The 17062-nt window shown below is 63.8% G+C and carries 16 protein-coding genes; 14 read left to right on the top strand and 2 right to left on the bottom strand.

Annotated elements, in window-relative coordinates; translation table 11 throughout:
• The first annotated feature begins 35 nt into the window (after positions 1–35).
• The 10 genes from ubiE (at position 36) to KHP60_RS11415 (ending at position 7156) form a co-directional block, all read left to right on the top strand.
• Entirely contained in the window at positions 36–785 is a 750-nt protein-coding gene (gene ubiE / locus KHP60_RS11460; RefSeq protein ID WP_213564347.1) for a bifunctional demethylmenaquinone methyltransferase/2-methoxy-6-polyprenyl-1,4-benzoquinol methylase UbiE, read from the top strand.
• Positions 786–788: 3 nt separating this feature from the next.
• The gene (ubiB, locus tag KHP60_RS11455) at positions 789–2354 is read left to right on the top strand and encodes a 2-polyprenylphenol 6-hydroxylase (protein ID WP_213564057.1); all 1566 of its coding nucleotides are present in this window, start codon (positions 789–791) and stop codon (positions 2352–2354) included.
• Positions 2355–2714: 360 nt separating this feature from the next.
• A complete protein-coding gene (coaBC, locus tag KHP60_RS11450) occupies positions 2715–3929 on the top strand; it encodes a bifunctional phosphopantothenoylcysteine decarboxylase/phosphopantothenate--cysteine ligase CoaBC (RefSeq protein ID WP_213564054.1) in 1215 nt (404 codons plus the stop codon).
• Positions 3926–4381 carry a dUTP diphosphatase gene (gene dut / locus KHP60_RS11445; protein WP_213564052.1) on the top strand — a complete coding sequence of 152 codons (456 nt, stop codon included), beginning with the start codon at positions 3926–3928 and terminating at the stop codon, positions 4379–4381. Before coaBC ends, dut begins: the two co-directional genes overlap by 4 nt.
• 12 nt (positions 4382–4393) lie before the next feature.
• Complete coding sequence (locus KHP60_RS11440) at positions 4394–4843, top strand: Rrf2 family transcriptional regulator (protein WP_213564050.1); 450 nt, start codon at positions 4394–4396, stop codon at positions 4841–4843.
• Positions 4844–4915: 72 nt separating this feature from the next.
• Complete coding sequence (gene cysK, locus KHP60_RS11435) at positions 4916–5896, top strand: cysteine synthase A (RefSeq protein ID WP_249688701.1); 981 nt, start codon at positions 4916–4918, stop codon at positions 5894–5896.
• Positions 5897–6040: 144 nt separating this feature from the next.
• Positions 6041–6403, top strand: coding sequence for a hypothetical protein (locus KHP60_RS11430; RefSeq protein WP_213564048.1), 363 nt, complete (start codon positions 6041–6043; stop codon positions 6401–6403).
• 13 nt (positions 6404–6416) lie between these two features.
• Positions 6417–6635 carry a hypothetical protein gene (locus tag KHP60_RS11425; RefSeq protein ID WP_213564365.1) on the top strand — a complete coding sequence of 73 codons (219 nt, stop codon included), beginning with the start codon at positions 6417–6419 and terminating at the stop codon, positions 6633–6635.
• A gap of 14 nt (positions 6636–6649) precedes the next feature.
• Positions 6650–6970: a hypothetical protein gene (locus tag KHP60_RS11420; protein ID WP_213564046.1), complete on the top strand. Its 321-nt coding sequence runs from the start codon at positions 6650–6652 to the stop codon at positions 6968–6970.
• Between the two features lie 21 nt (positions 6971–6991).
• Positions 6992–7156 carry a hypothetical protein gene (locus tag KHP60_RS11415; RefSeq protein ID WP_213564038.1) on the top strand — a complete coding sequence of 55 codons (165 nt, stop codon included), beginning with the start codon at positions 6992–6994 and terminating at the stop codon, positions 7154–7156.
• A 168-nt stretch (positions 7157–7324) separates the two neighbouring features.
• Here the strand turns inward: KHP60_RS11415 and typA are convergent, their stop codons facing one another.
• Entirely contained in the window at positions 7325–9151 is a 1827-nt protein-coding gene (typA, locus tag KHP60_RS11410) for a translational GTPase TypA (RefSeq protein WP_213564036.1), read from the bottom strand.
• Between the two features lie 1253 nt (positions 9152–10404).
• Here typA and KHP60_RS25470 point away from each other — a divergent pair.
• The 3 genes from KHP60_RS25470 (at position 10405) to KHP60_RS11395 (ending at position 14253) form a co-directional block, all read left to right on the top strand.
• Positions 10405–12975: a calcium-binding protein gene (locus KHP60_RS25470; RefSeq protein ID WP_213564034.1), complete on the top strand. Its 2571-nt coding sequence runs from the start codon at positions 10405–10407 to the stop codon at positions 12973–12975.
• A 192-nt stretch (positions 12976–13167) separates the two neighbouring features.
• Positions 13168–13878 (top strand): glutathione S-transferase, encoded by a 711-nt coding sequence (locus KHP60_RS11400; RefSeq protein WP_213564032.1) that lies wholly within the window; start codon positions 13168–13170, stop codon positions 13876–13878.
• A gap of 90 nt (positions 13879–13968) precedes the next feature.
• On the top strand, positions 13969–14253 hold the full coding sequence (locus KHP60_RS11395) for a hypothetical protein (RefSeq protein WP_213564030.1): 285 nt from the start codon (positions 13969–13971) through the stop codon (positions 14251–14253).
• 19 nt (positions 14254–14272) lie between these two features.
• Here KHP60_RS11395 and KHP60_RS11390 read toward each other — a convergent pair whose 3' ends face one another.
• Complete coding sequence (locus KHP60_RS11390) at positions 14273–15061, bottom strand: class II glutamine amidotransferase (protein ID WP_213564028.1); 789 nt, start codon at positions 15059–15061, stop codon at positions 14273–14275.
• Positions 15062–15337: 276 nt separating this feature from the next.
• Between KHP60_RS11390 and KHP60_RS11385 the strand changes: the two genes are divergently transcribed.
• On the top strand, positions 15338–16744 hold the full coding sequence (locus KHP60_RS11385; RefSeq protein WP_213564026.1) for a sodium:proton antiporter: 1407 nt from the start codon (positions 15338–15340) through the stop codon (positions 16742–16744).
• Positions 16745–17062 lie beyond the last annotated feature (318 nt).

Raw genomic sequence — 17062 nt, 5'->3', positions numbered from 1 at the left:
CGATGCTCTAGGTGACGAGAGGTTTGGTGCAGATCATGACCGACGAGAACACCCATTTCGGGTTCCAGTCCGTGCCGCTCGGCGAGAAGCAGGGCAAGGTCAATGAGGTCTTCCGCTCGGTGGCGAGCCGCTACGACCTGATGAACGACCTCATGTCGGCCGGGCTCCACCGCCTCTGGAAGGACACCCTTGTCTCGACCCTGCGTCCACCCCGCGACCGGCCGTTCCGTCATCTCGACGTGGCAGGCGGTACCGGCGACATCGCCTTCCGCATTCTGGACGAGAGCGGTCCGCAGACCCGCATGACCGTGCTCGACATCAACGGCGAGATGCTCAAAGTCGGCGCCGAACGGGCCGGTCACCGCTATGAAGGACGCATCGACTTCGTCGAGGCCAATGCGGAGGAACTGCCCCTCGAGTCCAAAACCTACGACGCCTATACAATCGCCTTCGGGATCCGGAACGTGCCGCGCATCGATGCGGCGCTTCGCGAGGCGCATCGGGTGCTGAAACCCGGCGGACGCTTCCTGTGCCTCGAGTTCTCGAAGGTCGACGTACCGGTTCTCGACAAGATCTACGATGCCTATTCGTTCAACGTCATTCCCAGGATCGGGGGCCTGGTGACGGGCGATGCGGAATCCTATCAGTATCTGGTGGAATCGATCCGTCGCTTCCCGCCGCCGGCCGCCTTCGCGCGCATGATCGAGGACGCGGGCTTCAAGCGCGTGACGCACCGGACGCTGACGGCGGGCGTCGTCGCCATTCATTCCGGCTGGAAGATCTGACACGTGATCGGCAGCCTCGTTCATCTCGCCCGCAATCTGCGCGCCGGCTTCGTTCTGGCCCGCGAAGGTGCGCTCGCACTCGTCGATCCGAGCGCCCTGCCGCCTTCCGCCCGCTTCGGCTTGCGCATGGCACGCCTCATCGAGCGACCACAGGCGGGCGACGGCGCGACGCGGCTCTCCAAGGCGCTGACGCGGCTTGGGCCTTCCTACGTGAAGTTCGGCCAGTTCCTGGCGACCCGCCCCGACATCGTCGGCGCGGCGGCCGCCCGCGACCTGGAACGTCTGCAGGATCGCATGCCGCCCTTCCCTCGTGCGGAAGCGGTGCGCATGGTCGAGATTGCGCTCGGCCGTCCTATCAACGAGCTGTTTCTGGAATTCAGCGAGCCGATTGCCGCCGCCTCCATCGCGCAGGTCCACAAGGCCCGCATCCCCACGGCAGACGGCGAGGAGACTGTCGCCGTGAAGGTGGTGCGGCCGGGCGTGCGCGAGGGCTTCGCCCGCGATCTCCAGGCCATGCGCGCCGCGGCCCGCCTGTTCGAGCGCGTGGTGCCCGATGCTCGCCGCCTCAAGCCGCTGGAGATCGTGGAAGCGCTTGCCCGCTCCGTCTCCGTCGAGATGGATCTGCGACTGGAAGCCGCCGCCGTCTCCGAACTGGCGGAGAACACGAAGGACGATCCGGATTTCCGGGTGCCGAAGCCGGAATGGGATCTCACCGCCCGGGACGTGCTCACCACCACGTGGATCGATGGCATCCGCCTCAACGATCTGGCGGGGATCGAAGCGGCCGGTCTCGACCGGGTGGCTCTGGGACGCACGGTGATTCAGTCCTTCCTGCGCCATGCCATCCGTGACGGCTATTTTCACGCCGACATGCATCCCGGCAATCTGTTCGTGGATGCACAGGGCCGTCTCGTTGCGGTGGATTTCGGCATCATGGGCCGGCTCGGGATGAAGGAGCGGCGCTTCCTGGCCGAGATCCTCTTGGGCTTCATCCGCCGCGATTACCTGCGTGTGGCACAGGTGCATTTCGAGGCCGGTTACGTGCCGCCGCATCATTCGGTGGAGGACTTCGCCCAGGCCATTCGCGCCATCGGCGAGCCTATCCACGACCGGCGGGCGGATGAGATTTCGATGGCGAAGCTCCTGACGCTTCTCTTCGAGATTACGGCGCTCTTCGACATGGCGACCCGCATCGAACTCGTCATGCTGCAGAAGACCATGGTCGTGGTCGAGGGTGTGGCCCGCAATCTCGATCCGAAACTCGACATGTGGACCACCTCCGAGCCTGTGGTGCGTGACTGGATCGAGCGCAATCTTGGCCCTCTCGGCCGGGTCGAGCAGGCAGGCAAGGGGCTGTGGACGCTCGCAGGCGTCATCGGCGATCTTCCCGAGCTGGCGCTTCGGGCCGAACGGGTGCTCAGCCAGCTCGAGGATGTGACGGCCAAGGGTGTGGCGCTCGATCAGGACAGTGTCGCGGCGATCGGGCGCGCCGAGGCCCGCGGCAACCGCTGGGGCGTGGCGGCCTTGTGGATTATCGCCGCCCTTCTCGCAATCCTGGTCGCCTCATAAAGCGGAGTGCCCCATGTGGATCTGGATCTGCGGCCCTTATGCGACAGGCGGTTCGAACCGCAGCCAGCGTGCCGCCAACTTGCGCGTTCTGAATGAGGCGGCTTTGGATCTGTTCAAGCGGGGACATATCCCTGTCATCGGCGCCAATATGGCTCTGCCGATGATCGAGGTGGCGGGATTGGATGATGCCTCCCATGAGATTAGACTGCCTTTGTCACTGGCGCTTCTGGACCGATGCGATGCATGCTTGCGGATTGGCGGGGAATCGCGGGGAGCGGATATCGAGGTTGAGGCTTTCAGGGCCTCGGGGCGCCCTGTCTATTCATCCTTGAGCGACATTCCCAACGCGGATAGTGAGTCATGACGGCGCTTTCAGGCAAACGCATCCTTCTCGTGATCGGGGGCGGCATCGCGGCCTACAAGTCGCTCGACCTCATCCGCCGCCTGCGCGAGCGCGGCGCCTCCGTCCGCTGTGTCCTGACGGCCGGCGCTCAAGCATTCGTCACGCCGCTCGCCGCGTCCGCGCTTACGGGGCAGCGCTCGCATACGGATCTCTTCGACCGTGAGGACGAGGCCGATATCGGCCATATCCGCCTCGCCCGCGATGCGGACCTTGTGATCGTTGCACCGGCCACCGCCAACCTGATGGCGAAGATGGCGGGCGGTCATGCGGACGATCTCGCCTCCACGGTGCTGCTCGCCACCACACTGTCGATCCTGATCGCACCGGCCATGAACGTGCACATGTGGCTGCATCCGGCAACGCAGCGCAATCTGAAAATGCTTCAAGCCGATGGCGTTCATGTGGTCGGACCCAATGACGGCGCCATGGCGGAAGCCGAGTTCGGTCCCGGCCGCATGGCTGAGCCCCTGGAAATCGCGGCGGCCATCGAGCGTCTGCTCGCGCCGTCGGGACCGCTTGCCGGGAAGCATGTGATCGTCACCTCCGGTCCGACGCACGAACCCATCGATCCGGTGCGCTACATCGCCAACCGCTCCTCCGGAAAGCAAGGCCATGCGATTGCGAAAGCCGCTGTCGAAGCAGGCGCACGCGTGACGTTGATCTCCGGCCCCGTGACGCTGCCCGATCCTGCAGGTGTGACCACGGTGCATGTGGAAAGCGCCCGCGAAATGCTGCAGGCCGTCGAAAAGGCCTTGCCGGCCGATATCGGGGTCTTTGCGGCAGCCGTCGCCGATTGGCGCGTGGCGAATGCCGGTGAGCAGAAGATCAAGAAGAAGGACGGTGCGCTACCGAACCTGTCGCTCACTGAAAACCCCGACATTCTCGCCACCATCGCGCATCGTACAGAGAACCGTCCGCCGCTCATGGTGGGTTTCGCGGCCGAAACCGAGCATGTGATCGCGCACGCCAAGCAGAAGCTCGCGAAGAAGGGCTGCGATCTCATCGTCGCCAACGACGTCTCCACCGCAGGCGGTGTCATGGGCGGTGACAGCAACACCGTGCATCTCGTCACCGCCTCGGACGTGGAGACCTGGCCGACCCTGTCGAAAGCCGACGTGGCGAAAAAGCTCATCGAACGCTTGGGCACCATGGCGGAAGGCGCAGGGACATGAGCCGTCGCCTGCGCGTCCAGCGTCTCGCTCATGCCGCCGATCTGCCCTTGCCGCGCTACGAGACGGGTGGAGCGGCAGGGATGGACCTCGTCGCGGCCAATCCGGCCGATGCACCGATCGTCCTGCAGCCGATGCAGCGGATTCTCGTTCCCACCGGCCTCGTGCTTCAACTCGAATCCGGCTTCGAGGCGCAGGTACGGCCCCGCTCCGGGCTGGCCTTCAAGCATGGCGTGACCGTGCTCAATGCGCCGGGCACCATCGATGCAGATTACCGCGGCGAGGTGCAGGTGCTTCTCGTCAATCTCGGGTCCGAACCCTTCACCATCGTCCGCGGCATGCGCATCGCCCAAATGGTGATTGCGCCTGTAACCGTGGTAGAACCGATCGAGGTGGAGCAGGTCGACGAGACCGGCCGCGCTGCGGGCGGTTTCGGATCGACTGGGCTGGGGTAGGGGAGCACTCGCATGAATTTTCTCTCGCGCCGCTCGCTTCTCGCCATCGCTGCCGTCACCGACATCGCGCTTCATGCCCGGCCCATGCCGGTTTCGGCCAAGGCACTCGCTGCCCGGCACAACCTGCCCCCGCGCTATCTGGAGCCGGTCCTGCAAGCCCTGGTCCGCCAAGGCATCCTGAAGGGTGTGCGCGGTCCCCGCGGCGGCTACGAACTGGCCCGCGAGCGGCGTCGGATCACCGCAGGGGACATCGTGCGCATCGCCATGTCGGCCCTGGAGGAGGACGGCTCCTCGCCGATGCCGGAATCGCGCCTCGCCGAGGCCGTCGTCTCGCCCCTGGTTCAGCGCGGAACCGAGGCGTTCCTGGCTGAACTCGACAAGGTGACGGTGGAGGACCTGTGTCAGAAAGCGCAGGCTGAAGCAGCTGTCGGGACAGCGCCCACCGTTGATTTCACCATATGATATGTGAATTGAGGTGAATATCGACACTCCGTACGGGAAAGGTTAAGTTTCGCCGACCGGAAGGAGAAACTGATGGCTGACACTGCCAATTTGCCGGGCTCCGACGCCAAGCCCGGGCGCGGCCGCATCTACGGCTCAATTACCGAAACCATCGGCAACACCCCGCTCGTGCGCCTGAACCGGCTGCCCAAGGAACGCGGGATCGATGCCGAGATCCTCGTCAAACTCGAATTCTTCAACCCGATTTCGAGCGTGAAGGACCGCATCGGCGTCAGCATGATCGAGGCCATGGAGGCCGCCGGAAGGATCAAACCCGGCGCGACCCTGATCGAGCCGACCTCCGGCAACACCGGCATCGCTCTCGCCTTCGTGGCGGCAGCGCGCGGCTACCGCTTGATCCTGGTGATGCCCGAGACCATGTCCGTCGAGCGCCGCAAGATGCTGGCCTATCTCGGGGCGGAACTGGAGCTCACCCCCGGCCCGCAGGGCATGAAGGGTGCGATCGCCCGTGCCGAGGAACTGCTCAGGGAAATCCCGGGATCGGTCATCCCGCAGCAATTCAAGAACCCGGCAAACCCGGAGATCCACCGCAGGACGACGGCGGAGGAGATCTGGAACGACACCAATGGCCAGTTCGATGCCTTCGTGGCCGGCGTCGGCACCGGGGGCACGATCACGGGCGTCGCCCAGGTGATCAAGCCACGCCTGCCGAACATGAAGGTGATCGCCGTGGAGCCGGAGGATTCCCCGGTGCTCTCCGGCGGTCAGCCCGGCCCGCACAAGATTCAGGGGATCGGCGCCGGCTTCGTGCCTGATGTGCTCGATCGCTCGCTCATCGACGACGTGGTGACGGTGGGCAACCAGACGGCGTTCGACACGGCGCGCCGGCTCGCGAAACTCGAAGGCATCCCCGGCGGCATCTCGACCGGCGCAAATGTGGCGGCGGCACTCGAGGTTGCCTCGCGTCCCGAGTTCAAGGGCAAGCGCATCATCACCGTCGCGCCCTCCTTTGCCGAGCGCTACATCTCAAGCGCTTTGTTCGAAGGTCTCTGACCTTCTCCGCACACACATGAACCAGGGCGGCTTCACGGCCGCCCCTTTTGTTTGCGCTCACCCCCAAGCGTAGCCAGAACTTCGCCGCGTTCGCCGGGTTCTTCCTGCAACATACGGATTTCGCGATGTTTCAAGGAGTTCATCATGGCGGAACGCAAAGCGCCCCATTCATTGAAGGATCAAACGGCGGATCAGATCCGCAATGAGCAGCGCGGCGGCGTCGACAGCCCGGTCGATCCGAACCGGGACGGCGGCGTCGAGGGCAACGCCACCCTGCGGCGCGTGTGGAGCGAGCCCGGCGGCGAGGCCTACAGCTACCGCCAGGGACAGACCGGCCAGACCAGCCAGGCCGGCATGGACGGTCATGACGAGCTCACCGCCGCCGAAACGCCCGAGACCACCAAGCACCTGAACGATGCCAGCCTGTCGCCCGATGACAAGGATGCAACGGCAGAAGCCATCGAGCGCATGACGGCGGTCAACGGCAAGGACAAAGACGAAGGCTGACAGGAGCAACCCCATGGGCAATGCAGGCTACGGCAACCACACCGACGACACGAAGAGCGACGTCGAATCCAAGCGCCTCGATCCGCAGGGCGACAAGCAGGGCTCCTCTGACAAGCAGCCCGCAGCGGGCCCGCACAGCAAGCCATCGCTGACGAATCCGGATTCGACACCCGGCACGGGAGCCTTGCCGGACGTCGGTGATCAAGACGCGACGGATTCGACAAGCTCGTAACGACAATGAGCACCATGACCCAGAACCAGAATTCGGGACCTCGCGTCCCGACGGAACGTCCTGATCCTGAAGAGGCCGGGCGCGATCCCGGCCCCGGCGCCGAGGACCGCCCCGGCTTCGATCTCGGCGGCGCAGTGGATCCGTCCAACAGGACGCAGGTCGGCTCGGGCACCGTTCCCGGCGGCCCCAAGGACAGCCCCGCGAGCGGCACCGATGCCGGCGGCCGGGCGACCGGGCTCACCGATCCCAGCGGCTCGCGCTCCCTCGGCAACGAGGGCGATGCGGGCTCCGATTCCGGCTCCGGCCCGACCGACGGCTCCGGCGGCCCCGCTTGAAGCAGCAAAGGAAAGACCGCGATGGCAAAACCCGACGACAAGTCCAAGCAGGCCAACGAAGAGGATATCAGCGCGCCCCGGCTGACCCCGCAGGGCCGCGAGAACCCCGAGGCCTCCGGCGAGGATTCGACGGACCCGATGGGCGAAGGCGCGAAGAAAGGTCAGAGCGACAAGGCGGAGGGGTAGACCTGTCTGCAGCCGTCATCCGGCCTTGCGGCGTTGATCCCGATCTAACGAGCGACGCGCCTTTCCGATCGGGATGGCCGGGACAAGCCCGGCCATGACGGAATAGGTTAGTGATACGGAAAAGGCCGCCCAGGGGGCGGCCTTTCAAATTCGCTCGACGTGCTGCGTTCAAGCGCTCAGCGCTTCCTTCGAACGCTCGGCGCGCTTGCGGTCGTTCGGGTCGAGGATCGCCTTGCGGATGCGGATCGACTTCGGCGTCACCTCGACGAGCTCGTCGTCCTGGATCCAGGCCAGCGAGCGCTCGAGCGTCATGCGGATCGGCGGGGTGAGACGCACCGCTTCGTCCTTGGAGGTCGTGCGGATGTTGGTGAGCTTCTTGCCCTTCAGCACGTTCACTTCCAGGTCGTTCTCGCGGTTGTGCTCGCCGACGATCATGCCCTGATAGACCTTCCAGCCGGGCTCGATCATCATCGGGCCGCGGTCTTCCAGGTTCCACAGCGCATAGGCCACGGCCTCGCCGGAATCGTTCGAGATCAGCACGCCGTTGCGGCGGCCGGCGATCTCGCCCTTGTAGGGCTCATAGGCGTGGAACAGGCGGTTCATGATCGCGGTGCCGCGGGTGTCGGTCATCAGCTCGCCCTGGTAGCCGATGAGGCCGCGGGTGGGAGCATAGAACACGAGACGCTGGCGATTGCCGCCCGAGGGGCGCATCTCGACCATGTCGGCGCGGCGCTCGGACATCTTCTGCACGACGACGCCGGAGTATTCCTCGTCCACGTCGATGACCACTTCCTCGATGGGTTCGAGGAGCTGGCCGGCCTCGTCCTTCTCGAACACCACACGGGGACGCGACACGGCGAGCTCGAAGCCCTCGCGGCGCATGGTCTCGATCAGGATCGCGAGCTGCAATTCGCCACGGCCCGAGACGTAGAACGAATCCTTGTCGGCGGCTTCCTCGATCTTGAGGGTCACGTTGCCTTCCGCTTCCTTGAACAGGCGGTCGCGGATCATGCGGCTCGTCACCTTGTCGCCCTCGGTGCCGGCAAGGGGTGAGTCGTTGACAATGAACGACATGGTCACGGTCGGCGGATCGATGGGCTGGGCCTGGATCGGAATCTCGTTCTCAGGCGCGCAGAAGGTGTCGGCCACCGAGCCCTTCACGAGGCCCGCGATGGAGACGATGTCGCCCGCCTCGCCGATCTCGATCGGCTGACGCTCGAGTCCGCGGAAGGCCAGGATCTTGGACACGCGGCCAGTCTCGACCACCTTGCCCTCGCGGTCGAGCACCTTGATCGACTGGTTCGGCCTCACGGTGCCGGAGGAGATGCGGCCAGTGACGATCCGGCCCAGGAAGGGGTTGGCCTCGAGCAGCGTTCCGAGCATGCGGAACGGGCCTTCCTCGGTCTTGGCCGGGGGCACGTGCTCGAGCACGAGGTCGAACAGGGGAGCAAGTCCCTCGTCGCTCGGGCCTTCCGGGGATTTGGCCATCCAGCCGTTGCGGCCCGATCCGTAGAGGATCGGGAAATCGAGCTGCTCGTCGGTGGCGTCGAGCGCCGCGAAGAGATCGAACACCTCGTTGATGACCTCCGTGTGGCGGGCATCGGGACGATCGATCTTGTTTATGGCCACGATGGGCTTGAGGCCGATCTTGAGGGCCTTCGAGACCACGAACTTGGTCTGCGGCATCGGGCCTTCGGCTGCGTCCACGAGCACGATGGCGCCGTCGACCATGCTCAGGATGCGCTCCACCTCGCCGCCGAAATCGGCATGGCCGGGAGTGTCGACGATGTTGATGCGGGTATCCTTCCAGACGACCGATGTCGCCTTGGCCAGGATGGTAATGCCGCGCTCCTTCTCCAGGTCGTTGGAGTCCATGGCGCGCTCTTCCACCCGCTGGTTCTCGCGGAAGCTGCCGGATTGCTGGAGCAGCTTGTCGACGAGGGTAGTCTTGCCGTGGTCGACGTGGGCGATGATGGCGATATTGCGTAGTTTCATAGGGGGTCTTTCAAAGCAAAGCAGCCCGGCTCGCGGCAAGCGTAGCCGCGCCCCTGGCTCGAACCGGGCAGAAATCTGATGCGCTGCAATATAATGATAAGAGAGCGGCGGCAATAGGGCAGGGCGACGCCTTTCTGGGCAAAGCGGTCAGCACCTGTAGGCCCGGAGCCGTGAAGCTCCGAGCCGTCAGGTTGATCGAGGGAGGTGCGACGGGCCGCCCGGTTCGATGACTATGGGTGAGATGGAAGAGCCGGACGGCGCTTCGCACGCGGTACTTTTCAGGCGGACCTCCTGCGCTGTCAGCCCAGGGTCGGCCTCCCGCGATCACAGGCGTGCGAGGCCTGCGGCAGGACCGCTCCCCGCCCCACGCCTGCGACGCCTCGCGAGCGCGCCCCCGTCGGGCCGGGATGAGCACCGGTCTAGCCCAGGTGATACACTGTGTTAAGAACAAAGTGAGAACATAACATCTCGCCTCATCACACCCGCCGCGTCATCACCGTCCCCGCCCGGTCATCACCGGCGGCGAGCAAATCCATAGACCCTGACAGTGCGTAATGAGAATACCAGCGGCTTCGGAGGTGTCTTGTTCGGTGAATGTCGTGGCTCCGGGCTCCGCTGCGCGGCCGCGGAACGACAGAGGCGGGTCTCATTCCTGGCCATCGGGGATGACAGCGTAGCGCCGCCTCGTCGCGAACGATGAACCGGCCTCCCGAGATACGGTCGTGTTCATGAGACGTCTCTCGGCACGCTCCACCCCGCCTCGGCCGAATCGTGGCTGCCGTTCGCGCATGGGCCGGCAGGAATCAGCCTCCCGGCTGGAAAACGGCCGATCCCGCGCGATCATGTGTTCCGGCACACAGCCCAGCTTCGTTCTCCCCGATATTGCAACATTGTCGCAATGACGGGACTTTCGAATGCCGTGGCAAAGACTTATCCGGAACCGGACGCTCAATTATACCGTAAGGAAAGCTTCCCTTACGGCCGACCCTCTCTGAACGGAGAGTTGTGAGCCCCGGCACTCGCCCATATAGCCTTGAAACCAAGTTGCATCGATGATGTCGCGGCCTCGAATGCTTCGCGCGCCGCATTCATGACGGCAACAGGCGGCGCAATACAGAGAGAACTTTTCATTCACCAAGCAACCCTCGGCGACCACGGCCGCCGAACCGTTCCATGCGGCTGAATGCCAGAGCAAAATTCGACGATTCAGTCGCGCCCAGCCCATTCCCTTCCGCTTTCAGGAGAGCATTAAGATGGCCGTAGAACCGAATCCGACCCTCTGGGGACCTATCAGCACCCTCACTGCAGATGGTGACTACAACGCAGTCGCAACGCTGCCAGACGGCGGCTACGTCGTGGCGTGGCGAGACAATGGGCGGATTACCTTCCAACTCTACAATGGCAACGGTGACAAGAATGGAGGTACTCACGTCGTAAATGCCCAACTGAGTGTCAATGCCTCGCAGTGGCAGCCTGATATTCTGACGAACGCAGACGGATCATTTGTAATCAGTTGGACCGAAGGGACAGGCGTTTCGTCTGGTGGCCAAATCCTGAGAAGCCAGACCTTTGACATGCATGGTGGCAGCGCGGTTGCTGCGGTCCAATTAAGTAATGCCCTCAAATACGCTGCCGTCCATGCCGCCGGCAACGGCAACGGCGGCCGGGTGACGGGCTATATCAAAGACGTCAACAACACAACAAAACTCACAGTCATAGAAACCAATGGTTCTACCTCGGCGGAAACGATCATTGATAGTGTCAGGATAGGCACTACCAATCTTAACATCGCCAGCGGAGAAGTTGATCTCGACTGGCTCGGCAGCGCTCTTGGCTATGCCGTGGCCATTCCGATTAATGGCAACGCACTTGCCATTGGCATCCTCAAGAACGGCGTTGTTACAACCTTCAATACGTTGATTGCGAACACAGCCGATTATGAGATCGTTGCTCTTAAAAATTCAAACGGCACTCCGAACGGTCGCTTCGTCGTGACATACTCGGATCAAACCAGTTATCAGGTAAAGGTCGATACATTTCACTGGGATGCAGTGAATAACGTGATCGTGCGAGACAACTCGATCGACGTCGGACCTCGGACGACCGACAGCGGTGGCCTCTTTCCAGCCAAGACGAGCATCACCGCACTTCATGACGGTGGTTATGCCGTCGCCTACAAAGGCCAAGGCGCAACAGCCTCTGATATCTTTGTGAAGGTTTTTGATGCCACTGGAGTTCAAGGTCCTGCCATACAGATCCCCGTTAACGGCCAACAGAATACGCCGGCAATCTCAGAGATGGCCGACGGCCGTCTCGCGGTGACATGGGCCGATCCGTCTTCTGGCAATGGTGCCATCGAGACGGCGATCGTGGATGCCCGCGCGGCGGCCGTGACCGTGGTCGGCACCGGCGACAACGACGTCTATGCCCCGTCCAAGCATGCCGGCGACAACTTCAATGGCGGCAACGCCGGTTTCGACACGCTGACCTTCAAGGAAAGCACGGCCGGGGTCTCCGTCAGCCTTCTTGACGGCAAAGGCTACGCGGGCGACGCAACCGGCGATACCTACACGAATTTCGAGAAGGTGATCGGCACGCGCTTCAACGATACCTTGACAGGCAGTGCCGTGGCCAACAGCCTCGAAGGCGGCGCAGGCGACGATACCCTCACCGACGTCGCGGGAGCCGGGACGGATACCCTGACCGGCGGCGCTGGCAACGATACCTATCACGTGTCCGCCAGCGATACTGTGATCGACGAGTCGGGCGGCGGTTTCGACCAAGTCAACTCGTCTGTCACCTACACCCTCTCGGCCGGGATCGAGAACCTGTTCGCGTCCGGCGGGAACGCCATCGATCTCACCGGCAACGGGAGCAGCAACCTCATCATCGGCAACGACGCCGCGAACCGGCTCACCGGCCACGGCGGTGACGACGCCCTGTACGGCAACGGCGGCAACGACACCTTGTCCGGCGGTGACGGCAACGACGCTCTCAACGGCGGCGGTGGCGACGATGTCCTGGACGGCGGCAGCGGCAATGACATCCTCGACGGCGGCGCCGGCAACGACGCCCTCAATGGCGGAACCGGCAACGACAATCTCAGCGGCGGCGACGGGGCCGACAATCTCGTTGGCGGAGCGGGCGACGACGTCCTGAACGGCAACGGCGGCGCCGACGTGATGAACGGCGGTGACGGCAACGATGTCTACACCATCGACGACGTCAACGACCAGGTCATCGACGGCGCGGGCATGGATACGGTCGTCATCTCGACGACCTACGACATCTCGCGATTGACGACGATTGAGAACTTCACCGGCATCGGCGCGGCGTCCATCACGCTGACGGGCAACGCGTTCAACAACATGCTGACCGGTAATGACGGCGCCAACATCCTCATGGGCGGCGCCGGCAACGACTTCCTGAACGGCGGCGCGGGCAAGGACCGGCTGCACGGCGGACTTGGAGCCGACAAGCTGAATGGCGGGACCCAAGCGGACATCTTCGTCTTCGATACGAACTGGAAGACGAAGGGCAACGCCGATAGGATCGTGAACTACGCCAAGGAAGACTCGATCTATCTGGAGGACAAGTACTTCAAGGTCGGACCCAAGGGCTCGATCACGAAGCCGAAGAAAATGGCCGCAAAGCACTTCTATGCCGGCACGAAAGCGCATGATGCCGACGACCGGATCATCTACAACAAGAATAAGGGCGCATTGTACTACGATCCCGACGGCAACGGCGCCAAGAAGGCCGTGCTGTTCGCCACGATCGAGAACAGGCTCAAGATCGACCATCACGAGTTCTTCGTGATCTGATCCAGTTCTCGGCCTGTCCCATAGGCCGGATCCGACCTGGAAGAGCGCCCTGTTCCGCGGGGCGCTCTTTTCTTTCTCTGGACGGGGCCGCACCCTCGCGCGGCTGATCCTATCGATGCCCGACGTGATCCATTGAGCGGAACCCTTTCGGCTCTATCATCCTTTGTGTCGGAGCATCACGGGACGATCAGCATGCCGTATGAACTCTACTACTGGCCGACCATCCAGGGGCGTGGCGAATTCGTGCGCCTGGCGCTCGAGGAAGCCGGAGCCGACTATATCGACGTGGCCCGGGAATCGGAGGGGCTCGCCGTGATGATGCGGATGATGGACCACGCGGAGCACCCGCCCTTCGCGCCGCCATTCCTCAAGGACGGCGAGACAATCATCGGCCAGGTGGCGGCGATCCTGCTCTATCTGGGCGCCCGGCACGGCCTTGCGCCCAAGGATCCGGCGGGCGGGCTCTGGACGCATCAGATCCAGCTCACCATCGCGGACTTCGTCACTGAAGCTCACGACACGCACCATCCGGTCGGCATCGGTCTTTATTACGAGGACCAGACCGCGGAGGCGCTCCGGCGCTCGGAGGACTTTCGCGACAACAGGATCCCGAAGTTCCTGAACTGGTTCGAGACGATCCTCGCCCGCAATCCCGCCGGCGATGCGCATCTCGTCGGCCGCACGCTCACCTATGTCGATCTCTCCCTGTTCCAGGTCGTCGAGGGACTGACCTATGCCTTCCCCAAGGCCACGGGGCGCGCCCTGAAGGACGCTCCGCGCGTCGCGTCCCTGCACGCCGCCGTCGCGAAACGACCGCGCATCAGGGCCTATTGCGACAGCCCCCGGCGCATTCCCTTCAACGAGGAGGGGATTTTCCGCCGCTATCCGGAGCTGGATCGTTAAGGGCTTTTTAAGGATCGGCGGGATTGATGGTGTCATGCCTCAATTCTTCCATTCTGCCTGTGGATCCTCACGGGGGATCAGGAGCACATGATGAACGAGGATACCGAGGGCGTTGCGATCCGGCTCTGGCGCGACCGGGCGCAATTGCGCGAGCAGGAGCGGAACGAGGTTCAGGCCCGCCTTCGGATCGCCGAAGAGAAGATCGCCATCCTCATGGCCGAGAACGACCGGCTCGTCGCCGAGAATGCCCAGCTGCGAACTCTCGCCAGCCCGGATGCCGGGCCGGCCCGGACCGAGACCGAACTTCAGATGGAGGCGCTCAAGGGCGCCCTGATGTCCCTGATCGCACGACCGGCGGACAGCCTGAATTCGTGACCAGGAGCCTGCGCGGCCTTCACGCCGCCAGGCGTCCCATGGCCTCGTTCAGGCACTCGACCGTGACGCTGCCGGCCCTGGCCACGAGGCTGCAGCCCTTCGGCACTTCGCGCCAGCCCCGGGTCTTGTCGTCGATGGGCTCGGAGACCACCAGCAGGTTGCCGCCATCCTCGCGAAAATAGAGGGTCGGCGGCTTGGCGTCGCAGGCCCAGCGATAGGCCCACAGGTTCTCGCCATCGGTGAAGGCGGCGGTAAAGCGCAGGGCTTCCTCGATGCCGGCCTGGTCCATGAGGCCGCGCACCTGCTTGAGGGTCCTGGCCATGGCGATGACGGGCTCTTCCGGCAGCCCATTGGCGAGGGCGAGAAGAAAGATCGCCTCCGAATCCGTGGTGCCGAGGCGGCGGTCGTAGAGCTCGTCCGGGATCAGGGCCTCCAGCCGGCGCTTGATGCGCCCGTAGCCGCCGATCTGGCCGTTATGCATGAAGAGATAGCGGCCATGGGCGAAGGGGTGGCAATTGGCCCGAGTGGTCGAGGTGCCGGTGGAGGCGCGCACATGAGCGAAGAAGAGCCGGGATCGCACCTGCTCGCACAGGCTCCTCAGGTTCTCGTCGGACCAGGCCGGACGGACCTCTCGGTAGATCCCAGGCTCGGCGCGCTCCCCGTACCAGCCGATGCCGAAGCCGTCGCCGTTCGTCTCGGTCTTGGCCTCGATCGCATGCAGCGACTGATGGACCAGCGAATGGGCCGGGGCGCAGACGAGTTCATCGAGGAAGATCGGCTCCCCCCGGTAGGCGAGAAAGCGGCACATCGGTTTACGGCAACCCCTTGGCCCAGCAAAGCTCTGTAACGATGTTGTAGTATCTTTGACTTACGGTGAATACCCGGTTAACGCCGAAGCATCGGACCCAAAAGTGCAAGTCCATTTTTGGGTCCGATGCTCCGCTTCTTCGACGAGCGCATCGTTCTGGGCGGCCTCGTAGGGCCGCACGATGCGCGGGCCGTTGCGACCCCACGTCTGTTCCCGTAAAAGCGTCCGCAACCATTCAAGAACGAGCCGGCCGGACCGGCATGGGGACCAGACAACATGCTTCGTCTCTCGAGCCTAGCGCTGGCTGGCGCGCTGACCCTCCTGCCGCAGGCGGCCTTCGCGGCCGAGTTCGACGGGGCGGGCCTCGGCTTCGCCTGGGCCCTCCCTTTCGCGGGCATTCTCCTGTCCATCGCCCTGTTCCCGCTGGTGGCCCCTCATGCGTGGGAGCATCACCAGGGCAAGATCGCGGCCGCGTGGAGCCTCCTGGTGCTGGTCCCGATGGCTCTTGCCTTCGGTCCGACGACGGCAATCCACTCACTCGCCCACACGGCGCTGCTCGAGTACATCCCGTTCATCCTGCTGCTGCTCGCGCTGTTCACGGTGGCGGGCGGCATTCTCGTGCGCGGCAACATCCATGGCGCGCCGGGCACCAATACGATGCTGCTCGGCCTCGGCACGGTGCTCGCGAGCTTCATCGGCACGACGGGTGCATCCATGGTGATGATCCGGCCGATCATGCGCGCCAATGACGACCGGCGGCACAACGTCCATGTGATCGTGTTCTTCATCTTCCTGGTGTCGAATATCGGCGGGTCGCTCACGCCGCTCGGCGATCCGCCGCTCTTCCTGGGCTTCCTGCGCGGCGTCGACTTCTTCTGGACCACCACGCATCTTTTTCCTGAAACGCTTTTCGCGAGCGGGCTCCTGCTCGCCCTGTTCTTCGCGATCGATCTCGTCGTCTACCGGAAGGAAGGCCGCGTCCGCCCTGATCCGACGCCAGACAATCCGGTGCGCGTGACCGGCGGCATCAATTTCCTTCTGATCTTCATCATCATCTCGGCCATCCTCATGAGCGCCACCACCGATCTCGGCCGCATGACCCTGCTCGGCGTGGAGATCGAGTTCGCCAATGCCCTGCGCGATCTCATCATGATCGTGGTGACCATCATTTCCCTGAAGGCGACGCCGAAGGCCAACCGGATCGAGAACGGCTTCTCCTGGGGGCCGATCAAGGAAGTGGCGAAGCTCTTCGCCGGCATCTTCATCGCCATCATTCCGGTTCTCGCCATGCTCAAGGCCGGCGCGAACGGGGCATTCGCGCCGCTCGTCGCCCTCGTGACCAACCCGGACGGCAGCGCCAACAACGCAGCCTATTTCTGGCTCACGGGCGGCCTCTCGTCGTTCCTGGACAACGCGCCCACCTATCTCGTGTTCTTCGAACTCGCCGGGGGCGATCCGCAGCAGCTCATGACGACCGGTGCGCTGACGCTCAGCGCCATCTCGGCCGGCGCGGTATTCATGGGCGCGAACTCCTATATCGGCAACGCGCCCAACTTCATGGTCTATGCCATTGCCCGCGAGGGCGGCGTGAAGATGCCGAGCTTCTTCGGCTATCTGCTCTGGTCGGGCGCAATCCTGATCCCGACCTTCCTGCTGATGACAGTGTTGTTCTTCAGGAGTTGACACGCACACCTGTCATTCCGAGGCGGCTCGTCAGAGCCGAGCCCGGAATCCATGGCCGCAGACATTGCAGGAAAAGGCGCAGCAGCCATCGCGGTGCCGTTTCCCCTCCCGTCGTGTTTATGGGCTCCGGGCTCCGCTGTGCGGCCCGGGAATGACAATGAGGTCTTAGAGGCTGACTGAAAAAGGTTGGGTGGCCTCAAGCCCCTGTGATTCCGTCGGATTTGCGAAGATTCGATGGAGGTCAAGATGGTTTGGACCGAGGCCACTCGCCGACAGTATCGGCGAGATGAACTGCGCTATGCAAGCAATCTCACGGAT

Source organism: Microvirga sp. 3-52, from assembly GCF_018383585.1.
Lineage (GTDB): Bacteria > Pseudomonadota > Alphaproteobacteria > Rhizobiales > Beijerinckiaceae > Microvirga.
Note: the sequence above shows the minus strand (reverse complement) of the source record. Positions and strands in the feature narration are given on the sequence as shown.

Excerpts from the sequence above, each read along its gene's own strand:
- KHP60_RS11425 (WP_213564365.1), top strand. The coding sequence starts at position 6,417 with ATGGGCAATGCAGGCTACGGCAACCACACCGACGACACGAAGAGCGAC.
- KHP60_RS25470 (WP_213564034.1), top strand. The coding sequence starts at position 10,405 with ATGGCCGTAGAACCGAATCCGACCCTCTGGGGACCTATCAGCACCCTC.
- KHP60_RS11420 (WP_213564046.1), top strand. The coding sequence starts at position 6,650 with ATGACCCAGAACCAGAATTCGGGACCTCGCGTCCCGACGGAACGTCCT.
- KHP60_RS11390 (WP_213564028.1), bottom strand. The coding sequence starts at position 15,061 with ATGTGCCGCTTTCTCGCCTACCGGGGGGAGCCGATCTTCCTCGATGAA.
- ubiE (WP_213564347.1), top strand. The coding sequence starts at position 36 with ATGACCGACGAGAACACCCATTTCGGGTTCCAGTCCGTGCCGCTCGGC.
- KHP60_RS11430 (WP_213564048.1), top strand. The coding sequence starts at position 6,041 with ATGGCGGAACGCAAAGCGCCCCATTCATTGAAGGATCAAACGGCGGAT.
- KHP60_RS11385 (WP_213564026.1), top strand. The coding sequence starts at position 15,338 with ATGCTTCGTCTCTCGAGCCTAGCGCTGGCTGGCGCGCTGACCCTCCTG.
- coaBC (WP_213564054.1), top strand. The coding sequence starts at position 2,715 with ATGACGGCGCTTTCAGGCAAACGCATCCTTCTCGTGATCGGGGGCGGC.
- KHP60_RS11395 (WP_213564030.1), top strand. The coding sequence starts at position 13,969 with ATGAACGAGGATACCGAGGGCGTTGCGATCCGGCTCTGGCGCGACCGG.
- typA (WP_213564036.1), bottom strand. The coding sequence starts at position 9,151 with ATGAAACTACGCAATATCGCCATCATCGCCCACGTCGACCACGGCAAG.
- cysK (WP_249688701.1), top strand. The coding sequence starts at position 4,916 with ATGGCTGACACTGCCAATTTGCCGGGCTCCGACGCCAAGCCCGGGCGC.
- dut (WP_213564052.1), top strand. The coding sequence starts at position 3,926 with ATGAGCCGTCGCCTGCGCGTCCAGCGTCTCGCTCATGCCGCCGATCTG.
- KHP60_RS11440 (WP_213564050.1), top strand. The coding sequence starts at position 4,394 with ATGAATTTTCTCTCGCGCCGCTCGCTTCTCGCCATCGCTGCCGTCACC.
- KHP60_RS11400 (WP_213564032.1), top strand. The coding sequence starts at position 13,168 with ATGCCGTATGAACTCTACTACTGGCCGACCATCCAGGGGCGTGGCGAA.
- KHP60_RS11415 (WP_213564038.1), top strand. The coding sequence starts at position 6,992 with ATGGCAAAACCCGACGACAAGTCCAAGCAGGCCAACGAAGAGGATATC.